Source organism: Embleya sp. NPDC059237, assembly GCF_042754105.1.
Lineage (GTDB): Bacteria > Actinomycetota > Actinomycetes > Streptomycetales > Streptomycetaceae > Embleya.
The window spans coordinates 114,724-140,378 of the sequence record NZ_JBHZAE010000006.1; the positions used below are offsets into that span (position 1 = coordinate 114,724).

29 protein-coding genes and 2 pseudogenes are annotated in these 25,655 nt (G+C 72.5%); 9 read left to right on the forward strand and 22 right to left on the reverse strand.

Annotated elements, in window-relative coordinates; translation table 11 throughout:
• Positions 1-20: 20 nt before the first annotated feature.
• The 6 genes and pseudogenes from ACFXKZ_RS20085 to ACFXKZ_RS20110 form a co-directional block, all read right to left on the reverse strand.
• Positions 21-1,151, reverse strand: a complete 1,131-nt coding sequence (locus ACFXKZ_RS20085; protein WP_380002230.1) for a M20 family metallopeptidase — start codon at positions 1,149-1,151, stop codon at positions 21-23.
• Complete coding sequence (locus ACFXKZ_RS20090; protein ID WP_380002231.1) at positions 1,148-2,062, reverse strand: alpha/beta fold hydrolase; 915 nt, start codon at positions 2,060-2,062, stop codon at positions 1,148-1,150. Before ACFXKZ_RS20090 ends, ACFXKZ_RS20085 begins: the two co-directional genes overlap by 4 nt.
• Positions 2,059-3,126 carry a tartrate dehydrogenase gene (locus ACFXKZ_RS20095; RefSeq protein WP_380002232.1) on the reverse strand — a complete coding sequence of 356 codons (1,068 nt, stop codon included), beginning with the start codon at positions 3,124-3,126 and terminating at the stop codon, positions 2,059-2,061. Before ACFXKZ_RS20095 ends, ACFXKZ_RS20090 begins: the two co-directional genes overlap by 4 nt.
• 303 nt (positions 3,127-3,429) lie before the next feature.
• Positions 3,430-4,245: a thioesterase domain-containing protein gene (locus ACFXKZ_RS20100; protein ID WP_380002233.1), complete on the reverse strand. Its 816-nt coding sequence runs from the start codon at positions 4,243-4,245 to the stop codon at positions 3,430-3,432.
• A gap of 152 nt (positions 4,246-4,397) precedes the next feature.
• Positions 4,398-6,269, reverse strand: a pseudogene (locus ACFXKZ_RS20105) (beta-ketoacyl reductase); the annotation flags it as partial.
• A complete protein-coding gene (locus ACFXKZ_RS20110) occupies positions 6,221-6,655 on the reverse strand; it encodes a VOC family protein (RefSeq protein ID WP_380002234.1) in 435 nt (144 codons plus the stop codon). The pseudogene ACFXKZ_RS20105 and the gene ACFXKZ_RS20110, both read right to left, overlap by 49 nt.
• A 123-nt stretch (positions 6,656-6,778) precedes the next feature.
• Here ACFXKZ_RS20110 and argG point away from each other — a divergent pair, with 123 nt between their 5' ends.
• Positions 6,779-8,227, forward strand: coding sequence for an argininosuccinate synthase (argG, locus tag ACFXKZ_RS20115; RefSeq protein ID WP_380002235.1), 1,449 nt, complete (start codon positions 6,779-6,781; stop codon positions 8,225-8,227).
• A gap of 64 nt (positions 8,228-8,291) precedes the next feature.
• Here the strand turns inward: argG and ACFXKZ_RS20120 are convergent, their stop codons facing one another.
• Both ACFXKZ_RS20120 and ACFXKZ_RS20125 read right to left on the reverse strand, forming a co-directional pair.
• Positions 8,292-8,981: a 2-phosphosulfolactate phosphatase gene (locus tag ACFXKZ_RS20120; RefSeq protein WP_380002236.1), complete on the reverse strand. Its 690-nt coding sequence runs from the start codon at positions 8,979-8,981 to the stop codon at positions 8,292-8,294.
• Between the two features lie 57 nt (positions 8,982-9,038).
• Complete coding sequence (locus tag ACFXKZ_RS20125; RefSeq protein ID WP_380002237.1) at positions 9,039-9,437, reverse strand: FAD-dependent monooxygenase; 399 nt, start codon at positions 9,435-9,437, stop codon at positions 9,039-9,041.
• A gap of 11 nt (positions 9,438-9,448) precedes the next feature.
• Between ACFXKZ_RS20125 and ACFXKZ_RS20130 the strand changes: the two genes are divergently transcribed.
• Positions 9,449-9,826, forward strand: a complete 378-nt coding sequence (locus ACFXKZ_RS20130; RefSeq protein WP_380002238.1) for a hypothetical protein — start codon at positions 9,449-9,451, stop codon at positions 9,824-9,826.
• 269 nt (positions 9,827-10,095) lie between these two features.
• Here ACFXKZ_RS20130 and ACFXKZ_RS20135 read toward each other — a convergent pair whose 3' ends face one another.
• Positions 10,096-10,533 carry a hypothetical protein gene (locus ACFXKZ_RS20135; protein ID WP_380002239.1) on the reverse strand — a complete coding sequence of 146 codons (438 nt, stop codon included), beginning with the start codon at positions 10,531-10,533 and terminating at the stop codon, positions 10,096-10,098.
• A 264-nt stretch (positions 10,534-10,797) separates the two neighbouring features.
• Here ACFXKZ_RS20135 and ACFXKZ_RS20140 point away from each other — a divergent pair, with 264 nt between their 5' ends.
• Positions 10,798-11,871, forward strand: coding sequence for a hypothetical protein (locus tag ACFXKZ_RS20140; RefSeq protein WP_380002240.1), 1,074 nt, complete (start codon positions 10,798-10,800; stop codon positions 11,869-11,871).
• Between the two features lie 190 nt (positions 11,872-12,061).
• Here ACFXKZ_RS20140 and ACFXKZ_RS20145 read toward each other — a convergent pair whose 3' ends face one another.
• From ACFXKZ_RS20145 to ACFXKZ_RS20155, 3 genes are all read right to left on the reverse strand, one after another.
• Positions 12,062-12,574, reverse strand: coding sequence for a hypothetical protein (locus ACFXKZ_RS20145; protein ID WP_380002241.1), 513 nt, complete (start codon positions 12,572-12,574; stop codon positions 12,062-12,064).
• A 280-nt stretch (positions 12,575-12,854) separates the two neighbouring features.
• Positions 12,855-13,778: a phosphotransferase gene (locus ACFXKZ_RS20150; protein ID WP_380002242.1), complete on the reverse strand. Its 924-nt coding sequence runs from the start codon at positions 13,776-13,778 to the stop codon at positions 12,855-12,857.
• Positions 13,760-13,957, reverse strand: coding sequence for a hypothetical protein (locus tag ACFXKZ_RS20155; protein ID WP_380002243.1), 198 nt, complete (start codon positions 13,955-13,957; stop codon positions 13,760-13,762). Before ACFXKZ_RS20155 ends, ACFXKZ_RS20150 begins: the two co-directional genes overlap by 19 nt.
• A gap of 228 nt (positions 13,958-14,185) precedes the next feature.
• On the opposite strand from ACFXKZ_RS20155, the pseudogene ACFXKZ_RS20160 reads away from it, so the two are divergent.
• Positions 14,186-15,133: pseudogene (locus ACFXKZ_RS20160) on the forward strand (zinc-binding dehydrogenase).
• Here ACFXKZ_RS20160 and ACFXKZ_RS20165 read toward each other — a convergent pair.
• Positions 15,105-16,382, reverse strand: a complete 1,278-nt coding sequence (locus ACFXKZ_RS20165) for an MFS transporter (RefSeq protein WP_380002244.1) — start codon at positions 16,380-16,382, stop codon at positions 15,105-15,107. The pseudogene ACFXKZ_RS20160 and the gene ACFXKZ_RS20165 overlap by 29 nt on opposite strands.
• Positions 16,379-17,308, reverse strand: a complete 930-nt coding sequence (locus ACFXKZ_RS20170; RefSeq protein WP_380002245.1) for an NADP-dependent oxidoreductase — start codon at positions 17,306-17,308, stop codon at positions 16,379-16,381. Before ACFXKZ_RS20170 ends, ACFXKZ_RS20165 begins: the two co-directional genes overlap by 4 nt.
• Before the next feature lie 144 nt (positions 17,309-17,452).
• Here ACFXKZ_RS20170 and ACFXKZ_RS20175 point away from each other — a divergent pair, with 144 nt between their 5' ends.
• Together ACFXKZ_RS20175 and ACFXKZ_RS20180 are read left to right on the forward strand one after the other, a co-directional pair.
• Positions 17,453-18,100 carry a TetR/AcrR family transcriptional regulator gene (locus ACFXKZ_RS20175; protein ID WP_380002246.1) on the forward strand — a complete coding sequence of 216 codons (648 nt, stop codon included), beginning with the start codon at positions 17,453-17,455 and terminating at the stop codon, positions 18,098-18,100.
• A 176-nt stretch (positions 18,101-18,276) separates the two neighbouring features.
• Positions 18,277-18,936, forward strand: coding sequence for an NAD(P)H-binding protein (locus tag ACFXKZ_RS20180; RefSeq protein WP_380002247.1), 660 nt, complete (start codon positions 18,277-18,279; stop codon positions 18,934-18,936).
• Positions 18,937-19,042: 106 nt separating this feature from the next.
• On the opposite strand, the gene ACFXKZ_RS20185 is transcribed toward ACFXKZ_RS20180, so the two are convergent.
• The 4 genes from ACFXKZ_RS20185 to ACFXKZ_RS20200 form a co-directional block, all read right to left on the reverse strand.
• On the reverse strand, positions 19,043-19,486 hold the full coding sequence (locus ACFXKZ_RS20185) for an SRPBCC domain-containing protein (protein WP_380002248.1): 444 nt from the start codon (positions 19,484-19,486) through the stop codon (positions 19,043-19,045).
• A gap of 14 nt (positions 19,487-19,500) precedes the next feature.
• Entirely contained in the window at positions 19,501-19,860 is a 360-nt protein-coding gene (locus tag ACFXKZ_RS20190; RefSeq protein ID WP_380002249.1) for an ArsR/SmtB family transcription factor, read from the reverse strand.
• Positions 19,857-20,321: an SRPBCC domain-containing protein gene (locus ACFXKZ_RS20195; RefSeq protein ID WP_380002250.1), complete on the reverse strand. Its 465-nt coding sequence runs from the start codon at positions 20,319-20,321 to the stop codon at positions 19,857-19,859. The genes ACFXKZ_RS20190 and ACFXKZ_RS20195 overlap by 4 nt, the downstream gene beginning before the upstream one ends.
• Before the next feature lie 202 nt (positions 20,322-20,523).
• Positions 20,524-20,778, reverse strand: a complete 255-nt coding sequence (locus tag ACFXKZ_RS20200; protein WP_380002251.1) for a hypothetical protein — start codon at positions 20,776-20,778, stop codon at positions 20,524-20,526.
• Here ACFXKZ_RS20200 and ACFXKZ_RS20205 point away from each other — a divergent pair.
• Entirely contained in the window at positions 20,762-21,115 is a 354-nt protein-coding gene (locus tag ACFXKZ_RS20205; protein ID WP_380002252.1) for a hypothetical protein, read from the forward strand. The two genes, ACFXKZ_RS20200 and ACFXKZ_RS20205, sit on opposite strands and share 17 nt — an antisense overlap.
• Positions 21,116-21,134: 19 nt before the next feature.
• Here ACFXKZ_RS20205 and ACFXKZ_RS20210 read toward each other — a convergent pair whose 3' ends face one another.
• Entirely contained in the window at positions 21,135-21,923 is a 789-nt protein-coding gene (locus tag ACFXKZ_RS20210) for an aminotransferase class IV (protein ID WP_380002253.1), read from the reverse strand.
• Positions 21,924-22,140: 217 nt separating this feature from the next.
• Between ACFXKZ_RS20210 and ACFXKZ_RS20215 the strand changes: the two genes are divergently transcribed.
• Positions 22,141-22,941 carry a restriction endonuclease gene (locus tag ACFXKZ_RS20215; protein WP_380002254.1) on the forward strand — a complete coding sequence of 267 codons (801 nt, stop codon included), beginning with the start codon at positions 22,141-22,143 and terminating at the stop codon, positions 22,939-22,941.
• Positions 22,942-23,004: 63 nt separating this feature from the next.
• Positions 23,005-23,250, forward strand: a complete 246-nt coding sequence (locus ACFXKZ_RS20220; protein WP_380002255.1) for a hypothetical protein — start codon at positions 23,005-23,007, stop codon at positions 23,248-23,250.
• Positions 23,251-23,312: 62 nt separating this feature from the next.
• Here the strand turns inward: ACFXKZ_RS20220 and ACFXKZ_RS20225 are convergent, their stop codons facing one another.
• The 3 genes from ACFXKZ_RS20225 to ACFXKZ_RS20235 form a co-directional block, all read right to left on the reverse strand.
• Entirely contained in the window at positions 23,313-24,185 is an 873-nt protein-coding gene (locus ACFXKZ_RS20225; RefSeq protein ID WP_380002256.1) for an RNA polymerase sigma factor SigF, read from the reverse strand.
• Between the two features lie 108 nt (positions 24,186-24,293).
• Positions 24,294-25,223, reverse strand: coding sequence for an anti-sigma factor RsbA family regulatory protein (locus tag ACFXKZ_RS20230; protein WP_380002257.1), 930 nt, complete (start codon positions 25,221-25,223; stop codon positions 24,294-24,296).
• Entirely contained in the window at positions 25,220-25,555 is a 336-nt protein-coding gene (locus ACFXKZ_RS20235) for an STAS domain-containing protein (protein WP_380002653.1), read from the reverse strand. Before ACFXKZ_RS20235 ends, ACFXKZ_RS20230 begins: the two co-directional genes overlap by 4 nt.
• Positions 25,556-25,655: the final 100 nt, after the last annotated feature.

Sequence of the window (25,655 nt, forward strand, 5' to 3'; positions counted from 1 at the left end):
GGCGACCGGTGTGCCCCTTGTCAGCCGGCGGTCGTGGTGACCGCCGGCGCCCGGATCAGTCCGGCCACCAGCCTCGCGCGGTCCGGGAGGGAGTCCAGGTCCACCCACTCGTGCCGGGCATGCGCGCCGGCGCCGGCGGGTCCGAGGCCGTCCAGGGTGGGGATGCCCAGTCCGGCGGTGAAGTTGCCGTCGGAGGCGCCGCCCACCCGGGCCTCCCCGAGTGCGGCCAGACCCTGTTCCCGGGCCAGGCGGCGGGCGGCCGACAACAGGTGTACGGACATGCCGCGTTCCAGCGGGGGGCGGTTGATGCCTCCCACCAGTTCGACCCGGGCCTCGGGCAACCGCGCGCACAGTGCGCTCAGCGCCCGCTCGACGCGTTCCAACTCCCACCGCTCCCAGGCCCGTACGTCGATCTCGACATGGGCCGACTCGGGCACGGTGTTGGTCGTGGTGCCGGCCGAGCCGACGGTGGGGGTCACGGTCGTGCCACGCCCGGTGTCACCGAGTCCGTCGATCGCCAGCACCTGGTGCGCCAACTCCACGAGGGCGTTGACCCCCGACTCCGGTTCCAGTCCGGCATGGGCCGCGCGCCCGCGTACGGCCAGGCGATACAGCGCCACACCCTTGCGGGCGGTCTTCAGGGCCCCGTCCTGACCGGGTTCGAGGACCAGTACCGCCCGGCAGCCGGCCGCCGCCTCCTCGACCAGCGCGCGCGAGGTGAGCGAGCCGCGCTCCTCGTCGCCGGTGACCAGCATCCGCACGTCGTCGGCGCCTCCCGTCAGCTCCAGCGCGTCCAGCGCCGTGACCAGACCCGCCTTCATGTCGAACACCCCGGGCCCGGTCGCCCGCCCGTCCACCGCGGTGAACGGACGCTCGGCGAGGGTGCCCAGCGGCCACACGGTGTCGGCGTGGCCGAGCAGCAGCACCGGGGCCCGCGCCGGGTCGCGGACCCGCTCGTGCACGTACAGGTGCGGCACCCCGTCGCTGACCACCCGTTCGGCCCGGCCCAGCAGGCCGCTCGACCACGAGGCCAGCAATTCGTACAGCGGGTCCAGCCCCGGGACGTGGCCGGACGGCGTCTCCAGTTCGACCAGTTGCCGCAGTCGGCGCAGGGAGCGCGCGGCGTCGACGTCGTGGAACGTGGCGGTCAACGGGTGCCTCCCGAGTCGGTGGGCCGACAAAACGACGCCAGGGCTCGCGCCACCTCGATGGGCGCTTCCTCGCACAGGTAGTGGTCGGCCTCGATCGGCGCCGCGTCGACGTGGCGCGCATAGGACCGCCAGACGCCCGGCACGTCGAAGGAGCGCCCCACGTAGCTCTTCGTCCCCCACAGCGCGAGCAGCGGAGCCTCGATCACCCGCCCGCGTTCGCGGTCCCGGCGGTCGTGCACCAGGTCGACGCCGGCCGCGGCACGGTAGTCGGCGCACGACGCGCGCACCGTGTCCGGGTCGAAGCAGCGCGCGTATTCCGCCATCGCCGCCTCGTCGAACGGCGCACCGCCCGCGTGCCGACCGGCGAAGCGGCTGCGCAACCAGGCGTCGGTGTCCGCGAGGATCAGCCGCTCGGGCAGGTCGGACTCCAGCGCGAGGAAGAACCAGTGGAAGTAGGTGGAGGCCATCGCCCGATCGACGTTGTCGAACATGTGCAGCGTCGGCACCACGTCCAGCACGGCGACGCACCGCACCCGCTCGGGCGCGTCGAGCGCCATCCGGTGGGCGACGCGGGCGCCCCGGTCGTGGCCGGCGACCGCGAAGCGCGCGAAGCCGAGGGACTGCATCAGCTCGACCTGGTCGGCGGCCATGACCCGCTTGCTGTAGGGCGTATGGGAGGGTGTGTCGGCGGGTTTGTCGCTGTCTCCATAGCCGCGCAGGTCCGCCAGCACGACGGTGTGGCCGGCCGCGATCAGTTCCGGGGCGACCCGGTGCCACATGGCGGAGGTCTGCGGGTAGCCGTGGAGCAGCAGGATCGGGGGGCCGTCGCCGCCGACGAGGGCGTTGATCCACACGCCGTCGCGGGAGGACCGCACGCGGCGCAGACCCGGCGGCGGGTGGTACGTGGTCATGCGGCCGTCCCGGAGCGGCGCAGTTCCTCGATGAAGGCATCGCACACTTCGTCCGTCGACAGCGTGCCGCCGAGGTCGGGGGTGACGGTGCCGGCCGCGACGACCCGATCCAGGGCCCGGACGAGGCGGTCGGCGGCCTCCTTCTCGCCGAGATGCTCCAGCATCAGCGCGCCGGACCAGATCTGGCCGATCGGGTCGGCCGATCCGGTGCCGACGATGTCCGGTGCGGAGCCGTGGATGGGCTCGAACATCGAGGGGTGGCGGCCGGTGGGATCGATGTTGCCGCAGGGGGCGACGCCGATGCTCCCGGCGAGGGCGGCGGTCAGGTCGCTGAGGATGTCGCCGAACAGGTTGGAGGCGACGATCACGTCGAAGCGGGTGGGGTCCAGGACGAGCAGCGCGGCGAGGGCGTCGACGTGGTACGAGGTCAGCTCGACGTCGGGGAAGTCGGCGGCGACCTCGGCCACCACCTCGTCCCAGAACGGCATGGTGTGCACGATGCCGTTCGACTTGGTCGCGGAGGCCACCCGGCCCGAGCGGGTACGGGCGAGCCCGAACGCATAGCGGGCGATGCGCTCGACGCCCATGCGGGTGAACACGGCTTCCTGCACGGCGAGTTCGTGGGGGCGGCCGCGGTACAACCGGCCACCGACCTCGCCGTACTCGCCCTCGGTGTTCTCCCGCACCACGACCAGATCAAACGCTCGTTCGTCGCGCAGCGGCCCACGGATCCCGGGCAACGAACGCACCGGGCGCAGCGAGACGAACTGGTCGAACTCGCGCCTGATGGGGATCAGCAGCCCCCACAGGGACACGTGGTCGGGAACCTCGGGCGTGCCGACCGCCCCGAGCAGGATCGCGTCGGCGGCGCTCAGCTGTTCGATCCCGTCACTCGGCATCATCGCACCGGTCTCGGCGTGGAACGCACAGCCCCAGGGGTGCTCCGTCCACAACAGCTCGAACCCGTGAGCCGCGGACAACACGTCGAGAACCCGCCGAGCAGCCGCCACGGTCTCCCGACCGATGCCGTCACCGGGTATCGCCGCGATCCGATATGTACGCATACGAACTCCCATCACTCTCACTAGCAACGCACATAGCCTATGAGATAGCCACGATGAATTGCTAGATATCCACACGGCAGACCCACCGGCGCCACCACCCGGCCTCCGCCTCGCGCCTGTCTCGCGCCTGTCTCGGCTTTCGGCCCGCGCCCGCCCGCCTGCCGCGCCGCGCCTGCCCCACCCCGCCCCCGTACCTGCGCGTTGCGCCCCCACCTCGGCCCCCGCCCTCGTGCCCCGCCGCTCGGACGGCCCACCGTCCGCCGCACTGCCGGCCGCCTTACTCGTGTGCTGCTGTCGGGCTTCTCAGGGTTGGCCGGTGAGGCGGGTGTGGATGGCTTGGGCGGTGGTGTGGGCGTGGTGCTCCAGGAGCGTGAAGTGGTTGCCGGCGACGGTGACTTCGGTGTGCGGCAGGCCCCACTTGGGGGCCGGGTCGGTGTCGGGCAGTGGGTCTTCGGCGCGTACGTACAGGGTGGGGCAGGCGACAGGGGTGGGGGTCCAGTCGGCGAAGAGTTCGAAGTATCGGGCCATGGCGGTGAGCCGGGCGGGGTCGGTAGCGGCGAACTCCGCCGCTTGGCGCAGCATGTCCGAAGCCATCGCGGGGAACGCCCGAGCCTGGTCGCCGTGCACGGGGGGATAGGTGTCCACCAGGACGACGGCCGTCGGGGCGGCCTCCTCGGACGCCAGGCGCTCGGCCACGGCATGGGCCACCCAGCCGCCGGCCGACCGTCCCAGCAGTACCACCGGGCCGCCGGCCGCAGCGGCGGCCGCGCGAACGGCGGCGGCCTGGGCGGTGACGAGGGCGTCCAGCGTGGCGGGCAGGGCCTCCCGCGCCTCGAACCCCGGGTGCCGCACCGCGGAAACCGGCCGCAACCCGCGCAGCGCGACGCCGAGGCGCGCGTACTCCTGCGGTCCGGACAGCGCGCTGAGCGCGGGGACGCAGACGAGCGGGGCTCCCGCGCCGCCCGTCGCGAGCGGGATGGGATCGTGCGCCGCGCCGGGTGCCCCGGCCCGGTCGAAGACCGGACGCAGGCGCGCGGCGATGGTCGGCAGCGCCATGCCGTCCCAGCTCCGTCCCTGGGCGCAGGCGGTACGCAGGAGTGCGCCCAGGGAGTCCGGCACTCCCCCGGCGGGCGGCGGTGCGTCGGGGGACCGCGGGCCGGCGGCCGGCGACGGGCCCGTGCCCTCGTCGGCGAGGCGACCCGGGAGCCTGCGGCGGCGCCTTCCGGAGGTGCCTCGGCGGCGTACCGCCGGGTCGGTTCGGCCGCGAGCGTGCGGGGCGTCGGGAAGTCGAACAGCAGCGTGGAGGGCAGGACCAGCCCGCTCCAGGCCGCGAGTTCGTTGCGTAGCTCGACCGCGGCGAGCGAGTCCAGCCCGAGGTCCGCCGGCCGGGTGTCCTCGTCGACCTCGTCCACGGCGTCCCGGTGGCCCAGGACGCGGGCCGCCAGGGTGCGGATCCGCGCAAGCAGCGTCCCCACCCGCTCGGCGGCGGGAGCGGCCGGGAGCCGGGTCGCCGGCGAGTCGCCGCGACGCGCGGACGGGGCGAAGTGGGCCGCCACCACGACCGGTTCGTCGCCGGCCACGGCGGCGTCGAACAGGGCCAGGCCCTCCGCCGGCCCGAGCGGGGCGAACCCGGAGCGGGACATCCGCAGTCGATCCGCGTCGCCGAGATGCGCCATCATGCCGTCGTGCTGCCGCCACGGGCCCCAGGCGATCGAGGTACCGGGCAGGCCGAGCCGTGCGCGGTGTCGTGCCGGCGCATCCAACACGCAGTTGGCCGCGGCGTAGTTGGCCTGGCCGGCGGAGCCGAAGGTGCCCGCCACGGAGGAGAACAGCACGAACATGGCCGGGTCGTGTCGCCGAGTGAGGTCGTGCAGGGCCGGCGCGGCGTCCGCCTTGGGCCGCAACACCCGCCGCAGCCGGTCGGTGGTGAGCGCAGTGACGACGCCGTCGTCCAACACGCCGGCGGTGTGCACGACACCGGTCAGCGGGTGGGCCGCCGGTACCGCGTCGAGCAGGGCGGCCAGCGCGGTCCGGTCCGCGACGTCACAGGCGTGGACGGCCACCCGGGCGCCCGCCTCGCGCAGTTCCGCGACGAGTTCCCGGGCCCCGGGAGCGTCCGGCCCGCGTCGGCCGGCGAGCAGCAGATGCCGGACGCCGTGCGCGGTGACCAGGTGCCGCGCCACCAGCATGCCGAGCGAGCCGGTGCCGCCGGTGACCAGGACCGTGCCGTCCGGGTCGAGGGGCCGCCGCTTCGGCGCCGCTTCGGCCAGTGGCACCGGCTTCGGCACGTGGACCGTGCCTCGGCGGACGGCCGCCTCCGGCACCGAGCCGACCAGGAGCGCGGGCAGCGCGGCATGGGAGTCGGGGTGGTCGTCCAGGTCGATCAGGGCGAAGCGCCCCGGGTGTTCCCGCAGCGCGGACCGGACCAGGCCCCACACCGGGGCGTGCGACGCCACGGCCGCCGCCGCGCCGGGGCGGGCGTCGTCGCGGTCCGCGTGAACTCCCTCGTCGGCCGGGGCGACGGCGTCGCACGTCACGAGCACCAGACGCGTGCGGACCAGGTGCGGTTGTGCGAGCCAGTCCCGCACGAGCGTCAGCGCCCATTCCACCGTCCGCAACATCTCGTGCGGACCCCCGGTCGCAACGGACGGCGGGCACACCGCCACGACGACGGCCGACGACGCGTCGCACGCCGCCGGGTCGGCGTACACCGGGACGCCGGAACCCGGCGGCGCGAGCGCGTCCACCGGCGGTGTGCCGGCCGCGCCCAGGACCCCCAACGCAGCGTCCCCGCAGGTGCGGGCGGCTCGGCCGACGGCACCCAGTCCATCCGATGCAGGGCAACCCCGGCCGGCGTCGTCGCCCCGATGCGCGGAAGGGGGCGCAGCGTCAGCGACCGCACCGTCGCCACCGGCGCGCCGCGCTCGTCGCTCAGCTCCACGGTGGTCCGCCCGTCGGCCCCGGGAGCCGCCCCCCACCGGCGGGCCCTCCCCGCACCCCGGCGCATCGAGGCAGGCAGGTTCCCCGTTCCGACCCACGGGGACGGAACCCACGGGGACGGAACGAGGAACCGTATGCGCCACCTCGGTCAAGCTCAGTCGATACAGAACTCGTTGCCCTCGATGTCCTGCATCCCGATGCACGACTCGTTGAAGTCGTCGGCGAGCAGGACCCGCTCACATATCGCGCCGAGCGCCTCCAGTCGCACCCGCTCGGCCTGGAGCGCGGCAAGGCGCTCCTCACCGACGAGCCCGGTGCCGACCCGCACGTCGAGGTGCACCCGGTTCTTGACGACCTTGCCTTCGGGAACCCGCTGGAAGTACAGGCGCGGGCCCTCGCCCGTGGGATCCATGCAGGCGAATCCCGCACCCTGGCGCTCGGGCGGCAACGAGCGCATGTAGTCGTCCCAGGTGTCGAACCCCTTCGGCGGCGGCGGTACGACATACCCCAACACCTCGCACCAGAAACGGGCGACGCGCTCGGGGTCCGCGCAGTCGAAGGTGACTTGAAACTTCTTGATCGATGCCATCGCTCCACCGTAGCGACGGACGCCGAATACCCGCCCTGCGGGTGCCACCGGCCCGGCCCGCCGCGCATGTACGCATCACGAGACCGAATTGCATAGTCATGCGGGATCCTGTATATCTTTCCCATGTCCAAGGTTCTCACCTCCCTGCCCACCGGCGAACGCGTCGGTATCGCCTTCTCCGGCGGCCTCGACACCTCCGTCGCCGTCGCGTGGATGCGCGACAAGGGTGCCGTCCCGTGCACCTACACCGCCGATATCGGCCAGTACGACGAGCCCGACATCGCCTCGGTGCCCGGCCGCGCGCGGACCTACGGCGCGGAGATCGCCCGCCTGGTCGACTGCCGGGCGGCGCTGGTCGAGGAGGGCTTGGCCGCACTCGCCTGCGGCGCGTTCCACATCCGCTCGGGCGGGCGCGCCTACTTCAACACCACCCCGCTCGGCCGCGCCGTCACCGGCACGTTGCTGGTGCGGGCGATGCTGGAGGACGACGTCCAGATCTGGGGCGACGGGTCGACGTTCAAGGGCAACGACATCGAGCGGTTCTACCGCTACGGCCTGCTCGCGAACCCGCACCTGCGCATCTACAAGCCGTGGCTCGACGCCGACTTCGTCACCGAGCTGGGCGGCCGCAAGGAGATGTCGGAGTGGCTGGTGGCCCACGGGCTGCCCTACCGCGACAGCGCCGAGAAGGCCTACTCGACGGATGCCAACATCTGGGGCGCCACCCACGAGGCCAAGACGCTCGAACACCTGGACACCGGCGTCGAGACGGTCGAGCCGATCATGGGCGTGCGGTTCTGGGACCCGACCGTGGAGATCGCCCCCGAAGACGTCACGATCGGATTCGACCAGGGCCGCCCCGTCAGCATCAACGGCAAGCGGTTCGCCTCGGCCGTCGACCTGGTGATGGAGGCCAACGCCACCGGCGGCCGGCACGGCCTGGGCATGTCGGACCAGATCGAGAACCGGATCATCGAGGCGAAGAGCCGCGGCATCTACGAGGCGCCCGGCATGGCGCTGCTGCACATCGCGTACGAGCGCCTCGTCAACGCCATCCACAACGAGGACACCCTCGCGCACTACCAGTTCGAGGGCCGCCGGCTGGGCCGGCTGATGTACGAGGGCCGCTGGCTGGACCCGCAGGCGCTGATGATCCGCGAGGCGCTGCAGCGCTGGGTCGGCTCCGCGGTGACGGGCGAGGTGACCCTGCGGCTTCGGCGCGGCGAGGACTACTCGATCCTCGACACCACCGGGCCCGCCTTCAGCTACCACCCGGACAAGCTGTCGATGGAGCGCACCGAAGACTCGGCGTTCGGCCCGGTGGACCGGATCGGCCAGCTCACCATGCGCAACCTCGACATCGCCGACTCGCGCGCCAAGCTGGAGCAGTACGCCGGCCTCGGCATCGTCGGCACCACCCACCCCGCGCTCATCGGCGCCCTCCAGGCCCCGCCGACGGCCCTGATCGAAGACATGCCGGAAGGCGGCGCCGAAGCCATCGCCTCCCGCGGCGAGGTATCCGAGGACGACCAACTCCTCGACCGCGCAGCCATGGAACTCGGCACCGACTGACCCCCACCCGAACCAAGGGCCCGCCCCGAACAGCGAACAGGGGCGGGCCCGCCCGGCGCGCAACCTACGACGCCCGGTCTCCCGTCGCACGGGGGCGCAGAACCATGAGCGAGTCTTCCAAGGCCGCCACCATGGCAAAGGGGAACCGGTCGAGTTCGAGACACAGTGCAACGTCATCGGGATGGACTCCTTGACGCACGCCCTCCGTGAGCTCGGCGGCGGCGCGCGACGCACCGGCACGGCGGAGAAACCCGCCGGCATCCGTGTCGGCCCCGACGGCTCTCCGAGCGATGTACTGGGCACACGCCAAATCCTCGTCGGCCCGCCCATCCTCACCGGTGACCACGAACGTGACCCCGTCGCTCCCGCGCACCCGCAGGAGCCGAGCAGTTGCCTCAGCCACCACGAAGCCGGCGCACAACACCAACGTCGCGTCCTTGACCGCGAGGGCACCGACCGTCCCCGCCGTGGTCTTGTGCACGACGGTCCGCCCACCGAGGTCGACCGAGCGCAGCAACCCCGGCGAGTTGACGAAGTCGAACCCCGGCGCGGGCGGACCATCCTTGATCGCCACCCAATCCGGATGCCGCGCCTTGAGCGCCAGAGCCTCGGCCGGCGACTCCGCGAGAACGATTCGATCCGCCCCCCGAGCAAAGACCCAGCCGGCCACGGTAAAGGCACGCATCACGTCGACCACGACGGCCACGGACGGGACTTCACCCAGATCACCAATGCCGAGAAACCGAACATCCATCCGAGCATGATTGCGCACTGCCACCCGACGCCACCCGCTCGGGACGGTGCTGGGGGGTCAGTTCAGGCCGGTGAGGAATTCGGTGAAGAGGTGGTTGGCGGTCTTCGAGGTGTACAGGCGGTCGAATTCGGCGCGGGCCAGGTGGCGGCGAAAGTGGCCTCGGTAGGAGGCGTCTCCCGCGTCGTGCATGAGGTCGGTGAACCAGGCGGCGAACGCCTGGTAGTTCCAGACGTGCTTCGGACACGTGGCGGAGTAGGTCTCCAGCAGGCTCCCGTCCTGTTCCCTGACCTGCTTCAGGACGGCCGCGGCGAATACGTCGGCGTCGTGCAGGGCCAGGTTCATGCCCTTGGCGCTCATGGGCGGCACGATGTGCGCGGCGTCGCCGAGGAGGTACAGGCGGCCGTGGCTCATCGGGTCGTAAACCACGCTGCGCAGCGGCACCAACGTCTTGCTCACGAGCCACCGCGGTGCGCTACCTGGAGAAGCTCACCGCCGAGGCGTTGCGGCTCGCCGAGAACCGGGACCCGGGCAAGGCGTTCGCCTCCCTGATGAAGACTCTTGCGGCGGCCGGCCCGGTGAAGATGACCCTGATGGACCTGCTGCCTCCGCACGACGACGACGGAAAGGGGCCTGTCCCGACCCGTCACCGAGGCGGCCGACGCCTTCCGCGCGGCCCTCGACGGCGCACTCCACCGCGCCCAGGCCGTCGGCGCCGCACGCCCCGAGGTCACCGGCGACGACGTCTCCTCCTGCGCGCCCTCGCCCACGCCTCGGACCTCGGTGCGGGCGAGGCATTCGACCGGGCCCTCGGCATCGTCCTCGACGGCCTCGGCGTACCGCGCTGACACCCGGCACCCCGCCCGAAGGATGTTGCCCGCCCTGACACCGACGACGGTGAGCGCAACATGGAAAACCTGCCCGACATGACCCTTCGCTGGACCCCGAACACCACCCGATGAACCGAGCCACACGCCACTCGGCGGCGCTCACGAGCCGGCGCGGATCCACGCGTCGAGGGCGCGGGCCCGTTCGGCAGCGAGAGCGCGAGGGTCGGTCGTGCGGGTTGCCCAGGCGAGGAGGCGACACCGTGCGGTGACGTGATGTCCGGCGCGCCCTACCCCGCCTCGACCAGCATGATCGTCACGACGGACAGTACGAAGGCCGTGCCGAAGCCCGCCAGTTGGTGCTGCGCCGAACCGGTGGACAAATCGGCCTGGGCCACCATGCTGCCGATCGCGATACCGGACAGGGTCGTGGGCACCATGAGCAGCCGAGTCAACCGGGAATCCGCGTCGAGGTCACCCGCAAGCAGCTTCCATCCATTGCGCGCCAGACCCACGCCCAGCGCCAGGACGAACGGGCTGAACAGGGCCACCCACCCCCAGTCGGCGAAGGCACTGATCCCCCGGACCAACCCGGCCGCGCCGGCGCCGCCCACGATCAATCCGTACAGGAAGCAGAGCGTGCCCGCGGCCGTGGTGACGCCCGAGCGATACCGCGGGGGACGCCGGGACGGGCTGCCGCGACGCGGGTCGACGGGCGGGTACGACATGGCACAACCTCCGGAACACGACGGGCACTTGACGAGTCTCGGCAAGCTATCCGCCCCGTTTCGGGAAACGAGAGGGACTTCCCGGCGCTTCCCCCTGCGGGTGCGATGGGGTCGGTCCCGTCTGAGAGTGCGCCGATCGCACGGGGGTTCGAGGCCGCGGGCCGTGCGTCTGAACGGGCGCCGCTGCGGGTACACGCCGTTGCCCGGCACCGGGACGTGTCCGGTACGGGCGTGCTCCGCCGGTTCCATGTTCAGGGAGAGTTCGTGATGTTCCCATTCGATCCCGAATCACCGACGCCGACACCGACGCATCACGAACCTGCCGCGCCCACCGGGCGTTTCGGGACGTGGGCGACCCCGCCCGACACCGCCGCCACGCCGCCGCGACCCACCGAACCTCCGTCCCGCCCGGAGGCTCGTCCGGAGCATCGCCCGCAGACCCACCCGGAGGATCCGGCACCCGCGTGGCCCGCCTCCGCCTCCGCGCCGGCTCCGATCGCGGCCCCGGCCCCGGAACCCGCTGCGCCGTTCGTCGCGCACCCCGCACCGAGCGCCCCGATCGAGGAACCGTCCGGCTACCCACAAGGGGGCCACAACGAGCCGGCGGACAAACTGCTCCGCATCGCGGCGACGCATCGGTCGATCCCGGATCTCGCCCGGATGATCACGATCCTGGACGACGGTTCGGGAACGGCCGCCGACGACGCGTTGCGGGAAGCGGCGATGACGCGGCCGGTGAGCGATCTGGTACTGCTGACGGATCTGTTGCGGAACCCCACCTACGCCGCGCAGGACCGACGGCCCGCCACCGAGTCCGACCCGCACGCGCCGGGAGGCACCGCCGCGTTCGCGCCCGAATCCGCGCCGCGGCGCTCGGCCGCGGCCGGAGGGGCGGGCCTGCGGTGGGTCACGGCGGTGAGCCTGGCGGTTTCCGGGGTGGCGTTGGGCAGCGCGATTCCCGCGACCTTCCGCACGCCTCCGTACACCGCCGCGTGGTTGGCCGCGGTGGCTTTGACCTGCCTGTTCCTGGCCGGACTGACCTCCGTACGCGCCGGCCGGAACGCGCGTCTGGCGGCCCTGGCGGCGGGATGCGCCACCATCGCCACCGCCGTCGTACCGCAACTGACCGCCGGACGGCACGCCGCCGCATGGCTCGACACATCGGGCCTGATCGCGCTGGGCGCGGGCTCGATCACCGCCCTGTGTGCGGCGGCGTTCCTCGCCCGGCACATCGACCTGCCGCACTCCCGGCAGCCCAAGCAGCCGGTCGCCTTCGAGCCGTGGGAGGCCACGATGCTGGAGAACCGCCCTCCGAGCACCACCCGCATGCTCGGCTGACCCCGCAGACCATCCCGGCCGCCCGGGTCGCCTCGACCGCCCGGGCCGCCCGGGTCACCCGGGTCACCCGGGTCACCCGATGCCCGCCACGGCCGGTTCGAATCCGGTCGTGACGGGCATCCGCGTTCACTCCGCCGGCCGGCCGCAACGACGCCCCGTCGCGGTCTCCGGCCGGCAACTCACCGATGTGTCAACGACGTTCGGGCTCCGTGCCGGGGCGCTGGGTCTGCACGGTGCGGTCGGGGTCCCTCAGCAAATCGGCCAGCAGTACCAAATCGCGCACCGGCCGGGTCATCGCCGCTTCGCGCAACGCGTCGTCGGCAGCGGCTTCCGAGTAGTCCCTCAGGATCGCCACCATCCGGGCGACGTCGGGAACCGATCGATGGGTCGCCACCAGCCGCAACAGCCGCTCCGCCGCGTCCGCCGGCGGCCCCTGCAGGGGTTCGTGGAACACATCCTCGACCGCGGCTCCGGGGGCCCCCACCGCCGGCCCCCGGGCGTCCTGCATGGGGTGCCCGGGCATCGGGGTGGGCTGCAGCGGAGTCGGATCCCGCCTCGGCCGGTTGGCCCGCGAGGTGTTTCGCGGCAGCAGTACGGGCGGCGCGGGCGGCGGCGCCCACGTCTCGAAGTGCGCGGCGGGCGCGACGGGTTCGTGGCGGGCCGGTGGCGGGGGCGGCGATTGGGGGTCGGATGCGAACGTCACGGCTGTCTCCCTACAGGTGAAAAATCGGCCGGACCTCGCCCGTACCGGACCTGACTCGCCCCCGGCGGCCGGTCGACGGCGTGTACCCGCAACGACAATCACTCAGTCGTACCGGAGTCACCCCGCCGACCGCGAAACTCACACGCGCGACCGAAACCCGGCCATCCGACGCCGACTTCACCACTTCACCGCCGACCTCGACGAGCCCGAGCCCTGCTCGCGATTCGGCCCGGTGTTCGAACCAGGGCGGACGAGGGCCGGCCGATTCGGCACACGGCCTTCACCGCCCCGAGGGGCCGGCCCCGCCGGGTCCCGCGATCCGGTGCGACGCGGTGCGGGAGCGGGTGCACGGGTCCAAGGCCATGGTGTCCTCGATGAGCGCTTCGAGCCGGCGGTCGGCCCACGGTCGCGCCTCGGTCAGCGGCACCCGGCGCCGGCCGCCGACGATGTCCTCCAGGACGTCGGTGGGCGTGACACGCGGCCCGACGAAGCGGGGGGTCGCGGGGCCGGCGCCGGTCCATGCCCAGCGCAGCGTGGCGCCGAGGCTGTAGACCTCGGCGGCGTCGGTGAGTTCGAGGTCGACGCCCGCGGCGGTGGTCAGGAGCAGGCGGGCGATCTCGGGGGCGGTGGCCTGATCGCCGCCGCCCCGGTAGGGGCCGGGCAGCGGCAGCAGTTCGCGGTGGTGGGTCAGCTCGAAGTCGATGAACTCGACGTCGTCGTCGGGGCCGCCGATCAGCACGTTGCCCGGGTGCAGGTCTCCGTGGCGCCAGCCGGCCGCGTGCCAGCGGCGCAGGAGGGCGAACGCGCGGTCCGCGATTCGGCGCAGCCGGGGGGCGGCGTCCGCCGGATCGTCCCGGTGCGCGGCGCACCACTCCCACAACGTGGTACCGGGGCTCCAGGCGAGGGCGGTCCACGCCCCGGTGCCGACTCGGGCGTACGCGCCTGTGTGGGAGGTGAGTTTCGCCTCGGACAGCAGGCGTACGGCCCGCGCCTCGTGGAGCAGCGCCGCCGCGGCGGTCGGGTCGTCGGCGGTGCGGATCTTCCAGTCGGCGGTGCGCCAGGCGTGTGTGTGGTGGGGACTCAGTGGCGCGGGGGGTTCGGTGACGCCCAGGGCCTCGACGGCGGCGGCCAACAGCGGGTCCACGGTGACGTCCTCGTTCTCGGGGCCGGCGGACCCGGGGCGGGTCAGTCGTCCTTCTTCCACCCGAGGGGTTCCTGGGTCTGGGTGTACGCGGCGATCGTGCGCGCGTCGACGACGTGGATCAGGAGTCGGCCGTCGGGCACGACGTTCGCGCAGACGGCGTCGTCGTAGTGGTGCTCGGGCAGCGGACCCGCCGCACGGGCCGGGGGTGCGGCGCGGCGGCCGAGGATCAGCGGTGTCATCGGGGGTTGCGTTCCTTCCGGTATCGGGTTCCGGCTTCTTCGTCTTCCCCGCGTCGCCGGGCAGGCGAACGGGCGACGCCTTGCATTGTGTAACAGGTCTTCACGCTACGGAACCGGGAATCGGTGATTCTTCCGCCGATCGTGATGCGAACCCCGTCGCGTGGCCGGGCCGGTACCCGCCGGCGGGTACCGATCGTCCATCACACGCGCCGGCGAACCGCCGTGGCAATCGGCCGGGTTGCGCGAACGGAATGCCACGCCCCCACATGCGGTGAATGTTGCTCGACCCCCCGCCCCACCGGCCGGGTCCTGCGCTCGTGTGTGTGGGGCAGCGACCTGTGGGCCTACCGCGGGCAGTCCGCCCGGGTGCCCGGACAGCGCATCGGGCACGAATTCGTCGGCACCGTCGTGGCCACCGGCTCCCGGGTGCGCTCGGTGCGCCCCGGCGGTCGGGTCCGACGGCGGCCAGGGTGAGGGGGTCCGGGTGCCCTTTGCCGACGGGACCTGGTCGAGGTGCCCGGCGAGGCCGCCTCGGACGAGCGGCTGCTGCGCGGGCTGCTCGCGCTGACCGACGTCATGGGCACCGGCTACCACGCGGCGGTGAGCGGCGGCGCGCGGCCCGGGGCCACGGTGGCCGTGGTGGGCGACGGCGCGGTGGGGCTGTGCGCCGTACCGGCCGCGCGACTGCTGGGCGCGGAGCACGTCATCGCGCTCGGCCGACACCCGGAACGCCTGTGCCTGGCCCGCGAGTTCGGCGCCGCCGACACGATCGTCGCACGCGGCGAGGCGGCCGTGGCGGCGGTCCGCGAGGCGACCGGCGGGCCCGGTGTGCACGCCGCGATCGAGGCCGTGGGCAGTGCGGACGCGATGCGTACCGCCGTCGGCGTCACCCGCCCGGGCGGCGCGACCGGATGGGTCGGCGCCCCGCACGGCAGCGGCGACGGTCTGGACGTCGGCGCGCTGTTCCTGCACAACCTCACCCTGCGCGGCGGCATCGCCCCCGTCCGGTCCTACATCCCCGAGTTGTTGCCGCGCGTGCTCGACGGCACCCTCGACCCCTCACCGGTGTTCGACAGCGTGGTCACGCTCGAATCGATCGCCGACGGATACCGCGCGATGGACGAGCGCAGCGCCCTGAAGGTCCTGGTCACCCCGACGCAACGACCCCGTCGTTGACGACCTGGGTCGCGGCGCGGAGGTTTCGCACCTCGGGGACGGCCAGCGCCCCCACCGTCACCAGCACGATCAGCGCCGCGCACAGCAGCAGCGCGTGATGCGCGCCGACGGCGTCCGCGAGGGGGGCGGCGGCGACGAGGCCGAGCGGGCCGAACATGAAGGAGCCGAGCCCGTCGTACGCCGCCACGCGCGACAGTGCCTCGCGCGGTATCTCCCGCTGCATCGTGGTCTCCCACATCACACCGAAGACGTCGAAGGCCGTGCCGGTGACGAACGCGCCGACGGCGACGACGTACACCGGGGCACCGATGCCCAGCAAAGCGATCGGCAGGGCCACCGCGAAGACCATCGACGTGGCCACCAGCAGGGGCCGTCGGGGGCGGAGGCGAATGGCCACGAACACGCCCGCCAGCGTGCCGAGTCCCTGTCCGACCAGGATCGTCGACCAGGCCGGTGCTCCGCCGAGATCGGCCTTCGCCACCACGGGGCCGAGGACGCCGAAGGCGGCCTGCATCGCGGCGATCACGAAGGCGAACTGGAGGACGATCACCCACAACCAGCGGCGGGACGCGAACTCCCGCCAACCTTCCCGGAGATCACTCACCATGGAGGTCCGGCCCCGATCCGTCCCCGGCGTCGGGCGCAGGGCCGCGAGCAGCGCCGCGGACAGCACGAGCCCGACACCGTTGACCGCCAGCGCCCATCCGGCGCCGACCAGTGCCACCGCGCCGCCCGCCGCCGCCATGCCCAGCAGGCGCGCGCTGTTGACACCGAGGCGCAGCACGCCGTTGGCTGTCTGGAGGTGCTCGTCCGGGACGATCTCGGGTACCACGCCGGTGAGCGCCGGGTAATAGAGGGCGAGTGCGATGCCGGTGGCGGCGGCCAGGAGCGCGATCCCCCACACCGGCGCGTGTCCGGTGACGAACATCGTCGCGAGGCCGAAGAACGCCGCGGCGGAAGCCAGTTCCGCCGTCAGCATCAGCCGGGTGCGGGAGATCCGGTCGGCGACGACCCCGCCGAACAACATCAGGGCGATCTGCGGCACCGTCTGCGCGGTGAGCACGATCGTCAGCGTGGTGGCACCGGCACCCGGCAGGTCCAGGACACCGAAGGCCAGTGCCACGGGGCCGAAGGCGGCGGCCAGTACGGAGATCGTGCGTGCCAGGAAGAGGAGCCGGAACCGCCGGTCGTCGAAGAGGTCCCGGCCCCGCACACCGCCCACCGGCGCCGCATCGCGCACCGCCGTCATGACGGATCGACCACGAGAACAACCTTGCCGCGGCCGTGGCCGGTCTCGACGGCACGATGCGCCCGCGCCGCGTCGGCCAGCGCGTACGTCTCGCGAAGGTGCACGGCGAACCCGCCCCTGCTCCACAACTGGGCGAGTTCCCCCAGCAGTTCGCCACTGCGTACGCCGCTCCACTCGCGCAGGCCGAGTTCGCGGGCGGCCTCGTCGGAGATCATGGTGAGCACGCGGTCACGGTCCGCGGTGAGTTCGACGGAGTCGCGGAGCGCCTCGGGGCCCGCCGCGTCGAGTGCGGCGTCGACACCGTCCGGGGCGATCGCCCGTACCCGCTCGACCAGGCCGGGGCCGTAGGTGACCGGGACCGCGCCCAGGGAGCGCAGGTAGTCGTGGTTGCGCTCGCTCGCCGTGCCGATCACGGTCGCGGCTCCCCATGCCTTGGCCAGTTGTACGGCGATGGTGCCGAGACCGCCCGCGGCCCCGTTGATCAGCACGATGTCCCCCGGGCCGACCGCGAGTTGCCGCAGGGCCATGTGCGCGCCCTGCCCGTTGCCGGACAGGCCCGCGGCGATCTCCCAGGGCATGCCGGGGGGTTTGCGGGCGACCTGGTCGGCGGGGACGACGATGAACTCGGCGTAGGCCCCCGTGGTTGCGTAACCGAGCACCTCCGTTCCGGGCGGTAGCCCCGCGACCCCCTCGCCGACCTCGTCGACCACGCCCGCGAACTCGTTGCCGGGCACGAGAGGTTCGGCCGGGAAGCGGGGTGTCATCGCGGGCGGGAACCGCCCGGCGCGCAGCGCGGTGTCGAAGGGCATGACGCCGGCCGCGCGCACCCGGACACGCACCCGGCCCGGTCCCGCGTGCGGGGTGGGGATCTCGGCGATGTGCAGGACCTCGGGTCCGCCGAACTCCCTGACGATTGCGGCCTTCATTGGCTCCGCCTCCTCGGCGACCGAAGCGGCGGGTCGGACCATGCACGTGGCGTGGACCGGCGCCGCCGGGAAAAAATAACGGAGTGGAATGCTCCGTTAAACTATAACGGAGTGATCCACTCCGCAACGGATATCCTGGTGACCATGAGCACGAGCGAACAGCCGCGCAAACGCGGCCGCCAGGCCGAGGCGGCGCGCAACGACCGGCGAGTGCTCGCCGCGGCGCGCGAGGTCTTCACGACCCACGGCGCCGACGCGCCGGTGTCCGCGGTCGCCGAGCGCGCGGGCGTGGGCATCGCCACGCTGTACCGGCGGTACGGCACCAAGGAGGAACTACTCCAGAAACTCACGGTGTCGGCGGCCGAGCAGTATTCGGAGGCCGCGCGGACCGCGCTCGCCGCCGAGGACCCCTGGGAGGGATTGGCCGGTTATATACGTGAATGTGTCGACTTCGGCCCGGGCTCCCTCGCGCCGATCGCCGGGACGATCCGCTTCACGGCGGAGATGGCCGAGGCGGGCCGCGTCTCGGACCGGTTGGCCGAGGAGGTCGTGGCCCGCGCCCACGCCGCGGGTGTCCTGCGCGCCGACGCCACCACCGTCGACATCTTCCGGGTGATCGAGCAGTTCTCCCGACGCCCGCCCGTACCGACTACGGCGGACGCCAACGCCCGCGAGCGCCTGGTCGCCCTGGTCCTCGACGGCCTGCGCGCCCGCCCCGACAACACCGACTTCCCGCTCCCCGGCCGGCCGCCCTCGGCGCAGCGCTACGACGAACTGTGGCGCAAGGGCTGAGCCCCGCGACCCGGCGCCGTCGAGCGCCCGGGGCTCGTGCGCGTCGGCCGGCGCGGCCGGGGCCCTCGTTCGGCGCGGCCTCCCGGTGGGCGTACCGCTGCTCGCGCCAGGGATCGCGCCGAGCGGCCGCGCGTGGGGCCGCGTGATGATCGCCGTCGGGGCGTATGGTCGTGCGCATGCGCATTGTCATCGCGGGTGGTCACGGTCAGATCGCGCTGCGGCTCACACGGCTGCTGCATGGGCGTGGAGTCGAGGTCGCGGGGATCATTCGCCGGCCGGAGCAGGCGGGCGACGTGTTGGCGGCGGGCGCCGAACCCGTCGTGTGCGACCTGGAGTCGGCGACGGTCGCGGAGGTCGCCGGGCATCTGCAGGGCGCGGACGCGGCGGTATTCGCCGCCGGCGCCGGGCCGGGCAGCGGGACGGCCCGCAAGGACACGGTCGATCGCGCGGCATGCGCCCTGTTCGCGGACGCGGCCGAGGCGGCAGGCGTACGGCGCTTCATCGTCGTGTCCGCGATGGGCACGGACGGGGAACCCCCGGAGGGCACCGACCCGGTCTTCGCCGCCTACCTGCGCGCCAAGGGCGCGGCGGACGCCGATGTCCGGTCCCGGGCCGGACTCGACTGGACCATCCTGCGACCGGGGCGCCTGACCGACGAACCGGGCACCGGGACGGTGGAGTTGGCCGCGTCCACCGGGCGCGGGCCCGTCACCCGCGACGACGTGGCGGCCGTACTCGCCGCTCTGCTCGACGCCCCCGAAACGGCCGGCCTGACGCTGGAACTGATCGGTGGGAGTGTGCCGGTGGACAAGGCGGTCAGGACGGTCGCCGGCTGACCCGTCGGGTCGGCACCGCGAACGACACGGGAGCGGGGACGGCGCCGACCGGCCGGTCGGCGCCGTCGTCATCCTCCGCGCACGCGGCCCCGTCGGCGCCGGCCGGTCAGTGCCAGTCGCCGATCCGCACGTCGCGGGGCTCGGGGGCACCCTCGCCCGTCTCCAGGAGTTGCTTGAGGCTCATCAGGAAGACGGCCCATTTCGTGCTGCAGTGGTGCATGAACTCGACCGGCTCACGCCAGCCCTCGTGCTTGAACAGCACGATGGTGAAGTCGCCTTCCTGGCGGAGGTTCCACTCCACACGTGTGCCGACCCACTCCTCCGGCCCGTCGACGACCTCCCAGCGCACGATCCGTCCCGGGTCGAGTTCGACGACCTTCATGTCGAACCCGCCCGGCCCGAACCGGAATTCGAGCACGCCGCCGAGGTCGGTCTCCCCCGATGTCTTCTCGGTCCACCAGCCGGCCAGGCCGGCCACGGTGGTGAGTGCTTCATATACCCGCTCCGGCGAGGCGTGCTCGACGCCGATGCGGTGAAGGATGTCTGCCATGTCGGTGTTCCTCTCTACTGCTTTCCGGTCTCGTCGGTCGATTCCTTGGCGCGCTGGATCGTCTCGGCAATGCGCTTGATGCGCCGCAGGCGGGCGTCCCAGGTGGCGCCGACATCGGCGAGTTGGGCGACGGCGCGGGCGAGTTGGGCCTGATCGACGTGGAACAGCCGCTCGCGGCCGGTGGTGGTGGCGTGTACCAGGCCGACCCGATCGAGCACGACGAGGTGCTTGGCCACCGCCTGGCGGGTCACCGGCAGGTGCTCGCTCAGGCTGGTCGCCGTCCCGCTGCCGTCGTTCAGCAGCAGATCGAGCATGCGGCGCCGGATCGGGTCGCCGACCGCCGACCAGAGGTCGTCGTCCACCACCACGCTCATGCGCCCGCTCCGACTTTCGCGGCATACGTCGGCAGCCGAGGCAGGTAGTGGTCCCAGCCGGTGGCGTGTTCGGCGTACACGGCGGCGACCTTCGCCTCGTCCCAGCCGCGCTCGCGGAAGCCGCTCTCGGTCATCCGCAGGAGCGTCCCCGTCCCGGCGGGTTCGAGGGCGAAGACGACCAGGTTCGAGTTGTCCGAGGCAGCCGTCTCCCCCTCCTGGTGGGTCCACCGGAAGGAGAAGAGTCGCGGCGGCACGGCCTCGACGACCGTGAACCGCATCCAGGTGCCGCCGCCCTGCGCGCAGTCCCCGAAGCCGATCCGCCCCTCTCCCCCGGGTACGGCCGGGAACTCCGCCTCGTCCGGCCACCACTCGCGCAGGTGTTCGGGGCTGCTCACCACGTCGAAGACGACCTCGGGTGAGGCGTCGATGTGGATCTCCCGCTCGATCGTTCCGAATTCCATGTGTACCACCTTCTGCAACGTTTGGTTGCACATCACCTTAGCCGACACCCGCACAAACATGCAACCATTGGTTGCGCGAGGAAGGGAGCCGCGTGTCGCGTCGGCCGTTTCGCACCTCGCGCGTTCGAGCCGGCTTCCGGCCGAAAGCCGGTGGTAGGCTCGCCGCGCTCGGACGACGTATATACGGGGGTATTGTGAGCGATCAGCCGAAGTGGGCCTGGTGGGTCGTCGGGATCGTGATCCCCGTCGTCGGGATCATCGTGACGGTCCAGGTGGCCACGAAGTCGGATTCCGACGACGGGTCACAGTCGACGAACAACAGCGCCCCGATCAGCACCCCCGCGTCGAGCGGCGGGAACGGGTCGCCCGGGGCCAAACCCGGGACCGACCCGGCGACCTCGTCCGTGCCGAAGGCACCCGCGAAGACGCTCGCCGGACCGGTGAGGATCACCCTCAAGCCGGACGCCCACTACATCGACCTGGACACCTCGTCGCCATTCGGCCAACCCGGATCCAAGGGTGCCGACGCATTCGTCGGGTTCAACCTCCCGGACCTGACACTCGGCCCGATCAAGTCGGCCGACGTCGTGGCCATCGCCCCGCCCGACGGCCCCGAACCGACCCGGGACGACTGCGCCCAGGCGATCGCCAAACGCGGCACCTACACGAGCGGCGAACTGTCCCAGGGCATGCGCGTGTGCTTGCAGACCGACGAAGGCCACACCGCCTACCTGCGCATCACCAGTGTGCCCACCCGCAGCGCGGTCATGTTCGAAGCCACGGTCTGGGAGTAGCCCGCCCGCCGACGGGTCGTCAGATCCGGTCCCACTCGACCGCCGCGTACAGTTCGCCGAGCGTCGCCGTCAGCGCGGTGTCGACGGGGATCGGCACGTCGTCGATCAGCCTGACCGGCGCGATGCCGCGCGAGTTCGTCACGAACGCGGCCCGGAACGAACCCACCTCGGACAGCCGGACCGGGCCGCGCCGCGAGGGCAACGGCCCGGCGGAGAGCGCCCGTTCGAGCAACTGCATGGTGATGCCCTCGAGGACCGGCGCGTCCGGCCAGATCAGCGAAGTGCCGTCGTGGAAGACGATGTTGGTGATCGCGCCCTCCGCGACGACCCCGTCCGGACCGGTCAGGAGCGCCTCGTCGAAGCCCTCGCGGGCGACCAGTCGCCGATAGTGGGCCTGCCCGAAGTCCCCGACCCGCTTGATGTGCGGCACGGACCGCAGGTACGGAACGGACCGCAACGCCTGCGGCGCGCCCGACATGTCCCCCGGTGGCCGCACGGAGACCAGCACCGTGAACGCCCCACCCTCGTCCGCCGCGAACACATGCACCCGCACCGACGCGTCGAGGACATCGTCGGCCAGCGCATGCCGGATATACCGCCGAACCAGTTCCCCGTCCAGGGCGCTGCCGAACAACTCCCGATTGGCCGCGTCGAGCCGCCGAAGATGATCCGCCAGCCCACGCACCCGCCCACCACGCACCTGCATCGCGGTGAAGTGCCCATAGCCCCCCACGGCGACGGCATGCAGCCGTTCCACCGTCGTGACCCGACCGTCGACCTCGACCCGCACTCCCACCAGATCACCCATGCCGCCGACAATAGCCACCCGGCCGATTCGGGCCGGCCCGGTGCATGACGTGTCTTCGAAAACGCGAGGGTTGGCGTCGATGATCGCGGGCAGCCGCAGAAGCGCCCGAACTTCGTTGACACGTCGGAGAGTTGCCCGTCACGGTCGGCGGATTCGGGAGGGATTCGGCAGGGAGTCGGCGGGGAGTCGACCGGGAGCGGGAAGCAAGGAGCGGACTGTGAGCGCGATACGTCCCATGATCAATGATCCCGAATCCGCGTCGGGCGGAGAACTGCCCGGTTCCCACACCGGCACGGCGGTGGCGCGAACCGGTGGATTCGTCCGCTACGACCGGGTGTTCTGGTGGCTCGCCCCGATCGTGTGTGTCGTCGCGGCGTATTGCGGTGTGCGGCGGCAGTGGGATCTGCTCGCGGCGATGGCGGCCGTCGGCGTGGTGGCGACGGGCGCGTTGTACATATGCGGCCTGTTCCGGGCCGCGACGCGCTCCGAGGCACGGCGGTGGGCACCGCGCAGGCGGGTGAACCCTCGGGCACGCGCGGTCTCGTTCGCCACCGTCGACGCCATGACGGGCCCCCGATTCGAGGAGCACGTCGCGGAGTTGTGCCGCCGTGACGCCTGCCGCGACGTGGTGGTCAGCGGTGGCGCCGGCGACCTCGGGGCCGACGTCGTCGCCCGGCTGCCCGACGGTCGCAGTCTCGTCGTGCAATGCAAGCGGCTCGGCCGCACCCGCGCCGTGGGCAGTCCCGACATGCAACGCTTCGTCGGTACCGCCCGCCCCGTGCACGCCGCCGACGTCGCGATGCTCGTCACGAACTCCCGCTTCACCGCACCCGCTCGCCGACTCGCCCGAGCCCAGGACATCGTGACCGTCGATCGCCGGGCCCTCGGCCGCTGGATGGCCGGCACCGATCTCCCGACCCTGCTCGGCATGGCGGCGAACCCGCCGACGGAACCCGCCACGGCGACCCTCCCGTACCCCGAGGCCCGGCCCGAGGCGGTTGCCTTCCTCCCCGAGTGACCCATCCCGGATTTGTCGAGCACCGCGCTCGTGCGCCGCGCCGTTCCGGGGTACACGCGCGGGATGGAGACCTTCGAGGTGCTGATCTATCCGTACAACGCGCAGGACATGCCGCCGGCGGCGCGCGGGCCGGCGGTGCGGTCCGCGACGGTCCGGCCCACCGGCGAGGAGGGCGCCACCGGCCATCCGCGCTACGCGGGCGACGGCGTGCAGGCCGACATCGATCCGGCCGGCAGGACGGTCGAGGCCATCACCGTGGACGGAGCCGAGCTGGAGGACGGCTGGAGCGCCCGGATCGCCGACGCGTAGCCCACGCCGGGCAGCGCCGGGTGGGCGGCGAAAGCACCCGCCCCCGGCGACCACCCCGCGGTTCAGTCGGCCAGGAGCTGGACACGCAGCGTCGCGACGGTCCGGCTGATCAGCCGGGAGACGTGCATCTGGGAGATGCCGAGGCGCTCGCCGATCTCGGACTGGGTCAACTCCTCGCCGAAGCGCAGGGTCAGGATCTCCCGATCGCGCGGGCCGAGCGCAGCGATCAGCGGCTTGAGGGCGACCAGATTCTCCGTCATCGCATAGCCGGGCTCCACGAACGCCGCCCGGCCCGCCAGGGCCGGGGTGGACCCCTCGTCGTCGGGGGCGGGGGCATCGAGGGACACGGTGGAGTAGGCGGCGGAGGCGATCAGGCCCTCGTCGACCTCCTCCACGCTCACGCCCACCCGTTCCGCGAGTTCGGCGGAGGTGGGCTCCCGGTCGTGTTCGGTCGTGAACGCCTCGCGGGCCCGGGCCAGTTCCAGGCGCAGTTCCTGAAGGCGGCGCGGCACGTGAACCGACCACGACGTGTCGCGGAAGAAGCGCTTGATCTCGCCGGAGATGGTCGGGATCGCGAACGTGGGGAACTCGACCCCGCGCGCGGGATCGAACCGGTCGATGGCCTTGATCAGCCCGATCGTCCCGGTCTGGACCATCTCCTCGGTGGTCTCGGGACGAGAGCGGAACCGGCCGGCGACGTACCGCACCAGCGGCAGGTTCAGCTCGACCAGGGTGTTGCGCACGTATTGGTACTCGTGCGTGCCCTCCTCCAGCGCCCTCAGCCGCACGAACAACACCTTCGACATCGCGCGCGCGTCGACCGCCCCCACCGCCGTGGGGTCCTCGATCCGCGGGAGTCCGCCGACTGCCCCACCGTCCGGCGTGGCGCTCGCGGAGTCGGCAGAGGTCGACACGCTCACCGTGGACAAGGTCATCTCGGCTCCTTGGGGTCGTCGAATCGGCACGGGCCCCCTACCCGAATCGTTGACCAGTACACCCATTCGAGTGAGGCGCAGACCACACCCCGCGCCGCGGCGCGCCCGCTACCGCTCGTGGTTCAGGCGCAGCCGCACGGTCGTGCCGGAGTCGGTGGAGCGGATCTGGACGAGGTCGCAGAGTTGGTTGGCGATCCACAGGCCGCGCCCGCCCTCGACGTCCGGGTGCGGGATGTGCCGTCCGGCCAGCGGGTCGTCGACCCTGCCCGCGTCGCGGATCTCGCAGACCAGTGTCGTGCCCTCGTTCCACAGGCTGACCTCGCCGTGTCCGCCGCCGTGGATGATGCTGTTGCCGGCGATCTCGGTGACGACCAACAGGGCGTGTCCCACGTACGCCCGAGGAGCCTCGCCCAGTCGACCGCGGACGAAGGCGCGCACGCGCGCGAGTTCCCCGGCGGCGAAGGCGAGGTGTTCGGCGTGCTCGGGCACGTCCGGAAGCGGCGGTCCGGTCAGTGTCGCGGCGTAGTGGTCCGGACCGGGGTGGGCGTGCCGGTGTTCGGCGCCGGCGTCGAGGACCCGGGGGTGGGAGTGCCGGACGGCGTCGATGATCGAGGGGTCGAGGGTGGTGACGTCGTACGGACACAGGAGTTGCCACGGCACGCCGTCGAACGCGAGGTTGAGCAGGGATTCGTGGTGGCGGCATTCGACGAGTTCGTCCTCGGAGCGGCCCGCCCAGATGGGTTCGCCGATCCCGCGGAACGCCCGGGTGCCCTGGTCGTGGGTCCATTGGCGCCACGCGGGGATGATCCGCGCGGGGTTGCGGCCCACACGTTCCATGTCGATCCAGGTGACGTGCTCGGCGTCGGCGGCCAGTTCCTTGCGCAGGGCACCGGCGCGGGGCTCGATCACCGCGACGGCGACGGCCTCGTCCGCTTCCAGACCCGCGCGGACGAACGTGGCAGTGCGGTCGACGAAGTCGTCGAGACCGGCATAGAGGAGGGCATCGTGACGGAACACGTCCGGTACGGGAACGGTCATCGCCGCACCGCCTTCTCCAGCACCAGCCCGGGCGCCCCACCCCAGCCCGCGAGTGTCACCAGGTCGCACAATTCCACCGAGGCCGAGCGGACGACCACCGACAGGCCCGAAGGCATGCGCCCCGCCGTCTCCACCAGGGTCCGCACCCCCGCCACGTCGATGAACTCCAGGAACGTCGCGTCCACCCACACATCCCCCGCACAACCGGCCCGCTGGGCGTCCAACGCGGAACGTACGTGCACACAGTTGTCCGCGTCGACCTCCCCCGCCAACCGCACCACCGAGGGCGGCCCGAGCCGCTCGACTCGGAGCACCCCGTCCGCATAGACCATCGCCACGAAAGCTCCACCGCCCTTCCCGGCGGATCCTAGCGCGTGTCTCCAAACCCCCGCCGGGCTCCACCCGGCGGCGCGAACCCCGCCGAACCAGGCC

Coding starts and splice junctions, on each gene's coding strand:
- ACFXKZ_RS20120 (WP_380002236.1), bottom strand. CDS start 8,981: ATGGATGTTCGGTTTCTCGGCATTGGTGATCTGGGTGAAGTCCCGTCC.
- ACFXKZ_RS20230 (WP_380002257.1), bottom strand. CDS start 25,223: ATGACCGTTCCCGTACCGGACGTGTTCCGTCACGATGCCCTCCTCTAT.
- ACFXKZ_RS20175 (WP_380002246.1), top strand. CDS start 17,453: ATGAGCACGAGCGAACAGCCGCGCAAACGCGGCCGCCAGGCCGAGGCG.
- ACFXKZ_RS20110 (WP_380002234.1), bottom strand. CDS start 6,655: ATGGCATCGATCAAGAAGTTTCAAGTCACCTTCGACTGCGCGGACCCC.
- ACFXKZ_RS20090 (WP_380002231.1), bottom strand. CDS start 2,062: ATGACCACGTACCACCCGCCGCCGGGTCTGCGCCGCGTGCGGTCCTCC.
- ACFXKZ_RS20190 (WP_380002249.1), bottom strand. CDS start 19,860: ATGAGCGTGGTGGTGGACGACGACCTCTGGTCGGCGGTCGGCGACCCG.
- ACFXKZ_RS20210 (WP_380002253.1), bottom strand. CDS start 21,923: ATGGGTGATCTGGTGGGAGTGCGGGTCGAGGTCGACGGTCGGGTCACG.
- ACFXKZ_RS20185 (WP_380002248.1), bottom strand. CDS start 19,486: ATGGCAGACATCCTTCACCGCATCGGCGTCGAGCACGCCTCGCCGGAG.
- ACFXKZ_RS20155 (WP_380002243.1), bottom strand. CDS start 13,957: ATGACACCGCTGATCCTCGGCCGCCGCGCCGCACCCCCGGCCCGTGCG.
- ACFXKZ_RS20180 (WP_380002247.1), top strand. CDS start 18,277: ATGCGCATTGTCATCGCGGGTGGTCACGGTCAGATCGCGCTGCGGCTC.
- ACFXKZ_RS20170 (WP_380002245.1), bottom strand. CDS start 17,308: ATGAAGGCCGCAATCGTCAGGGAGTTCGGCGGACCCGAGGTCCTGCAC.
- argG (WP_380002235.1), top strand. CDS start 6,779: ATGTCCAAGGTTCTCACCTCCCTGCCCACCGGCGAACGCGTCGGTATC.
- ACFXKZ_RS20165 (WP_380002244.1), bottom strand. CDS start 16,382: ATGACGGCGGTGCGCGATGCGGCGCCGGTGGGCGGTGTGCGGGGCCGG.
- ACFXKZ_RS20195 (WP_380002250.1), bottom strand. CDS start 20,321: ATGGAATTCGGAACGATCGAGCGGGAGATCCACATCGACGCCTCACCC.
- ACFXKZ_RS20135 (WP_380002239.1), bottom strand. CDS start 10,533: ATGTCGTACCCGCCCGTCGACCCGCGTCGCGGCAGCCCGTCCCGGCGT.
- ACFXKZ_RS20225 (WP_380002256.1), bottom strand. CDS start 24,185: ATGACCTTGTCCACGGTGAGCGTGTCGACCTCTGCCGACTCCGCGAGC.
- ACFXKZ_RS20235 (WP_380002653.1), bottom strand. CDS start 25,555: ATGGTCTATGCGGACGGGGTGCTCCGAGTCGAGCGGCTCGGGCCGCCC.
- ACFXKZ_RS20095 (WP_380002232.1), bottom strand. CDS start 3,126: ATGCGTACATATCGGATCGCGGCGATACCCGGTGACGGCATCGGTCGG.
- ACFXKZ_RS20220 (WP_380002255.1), top strand. CDS start 23,005: ATGGAGACCTTCGAGGTGCTGATCTATCCGTACAACGCGCAGGACATG.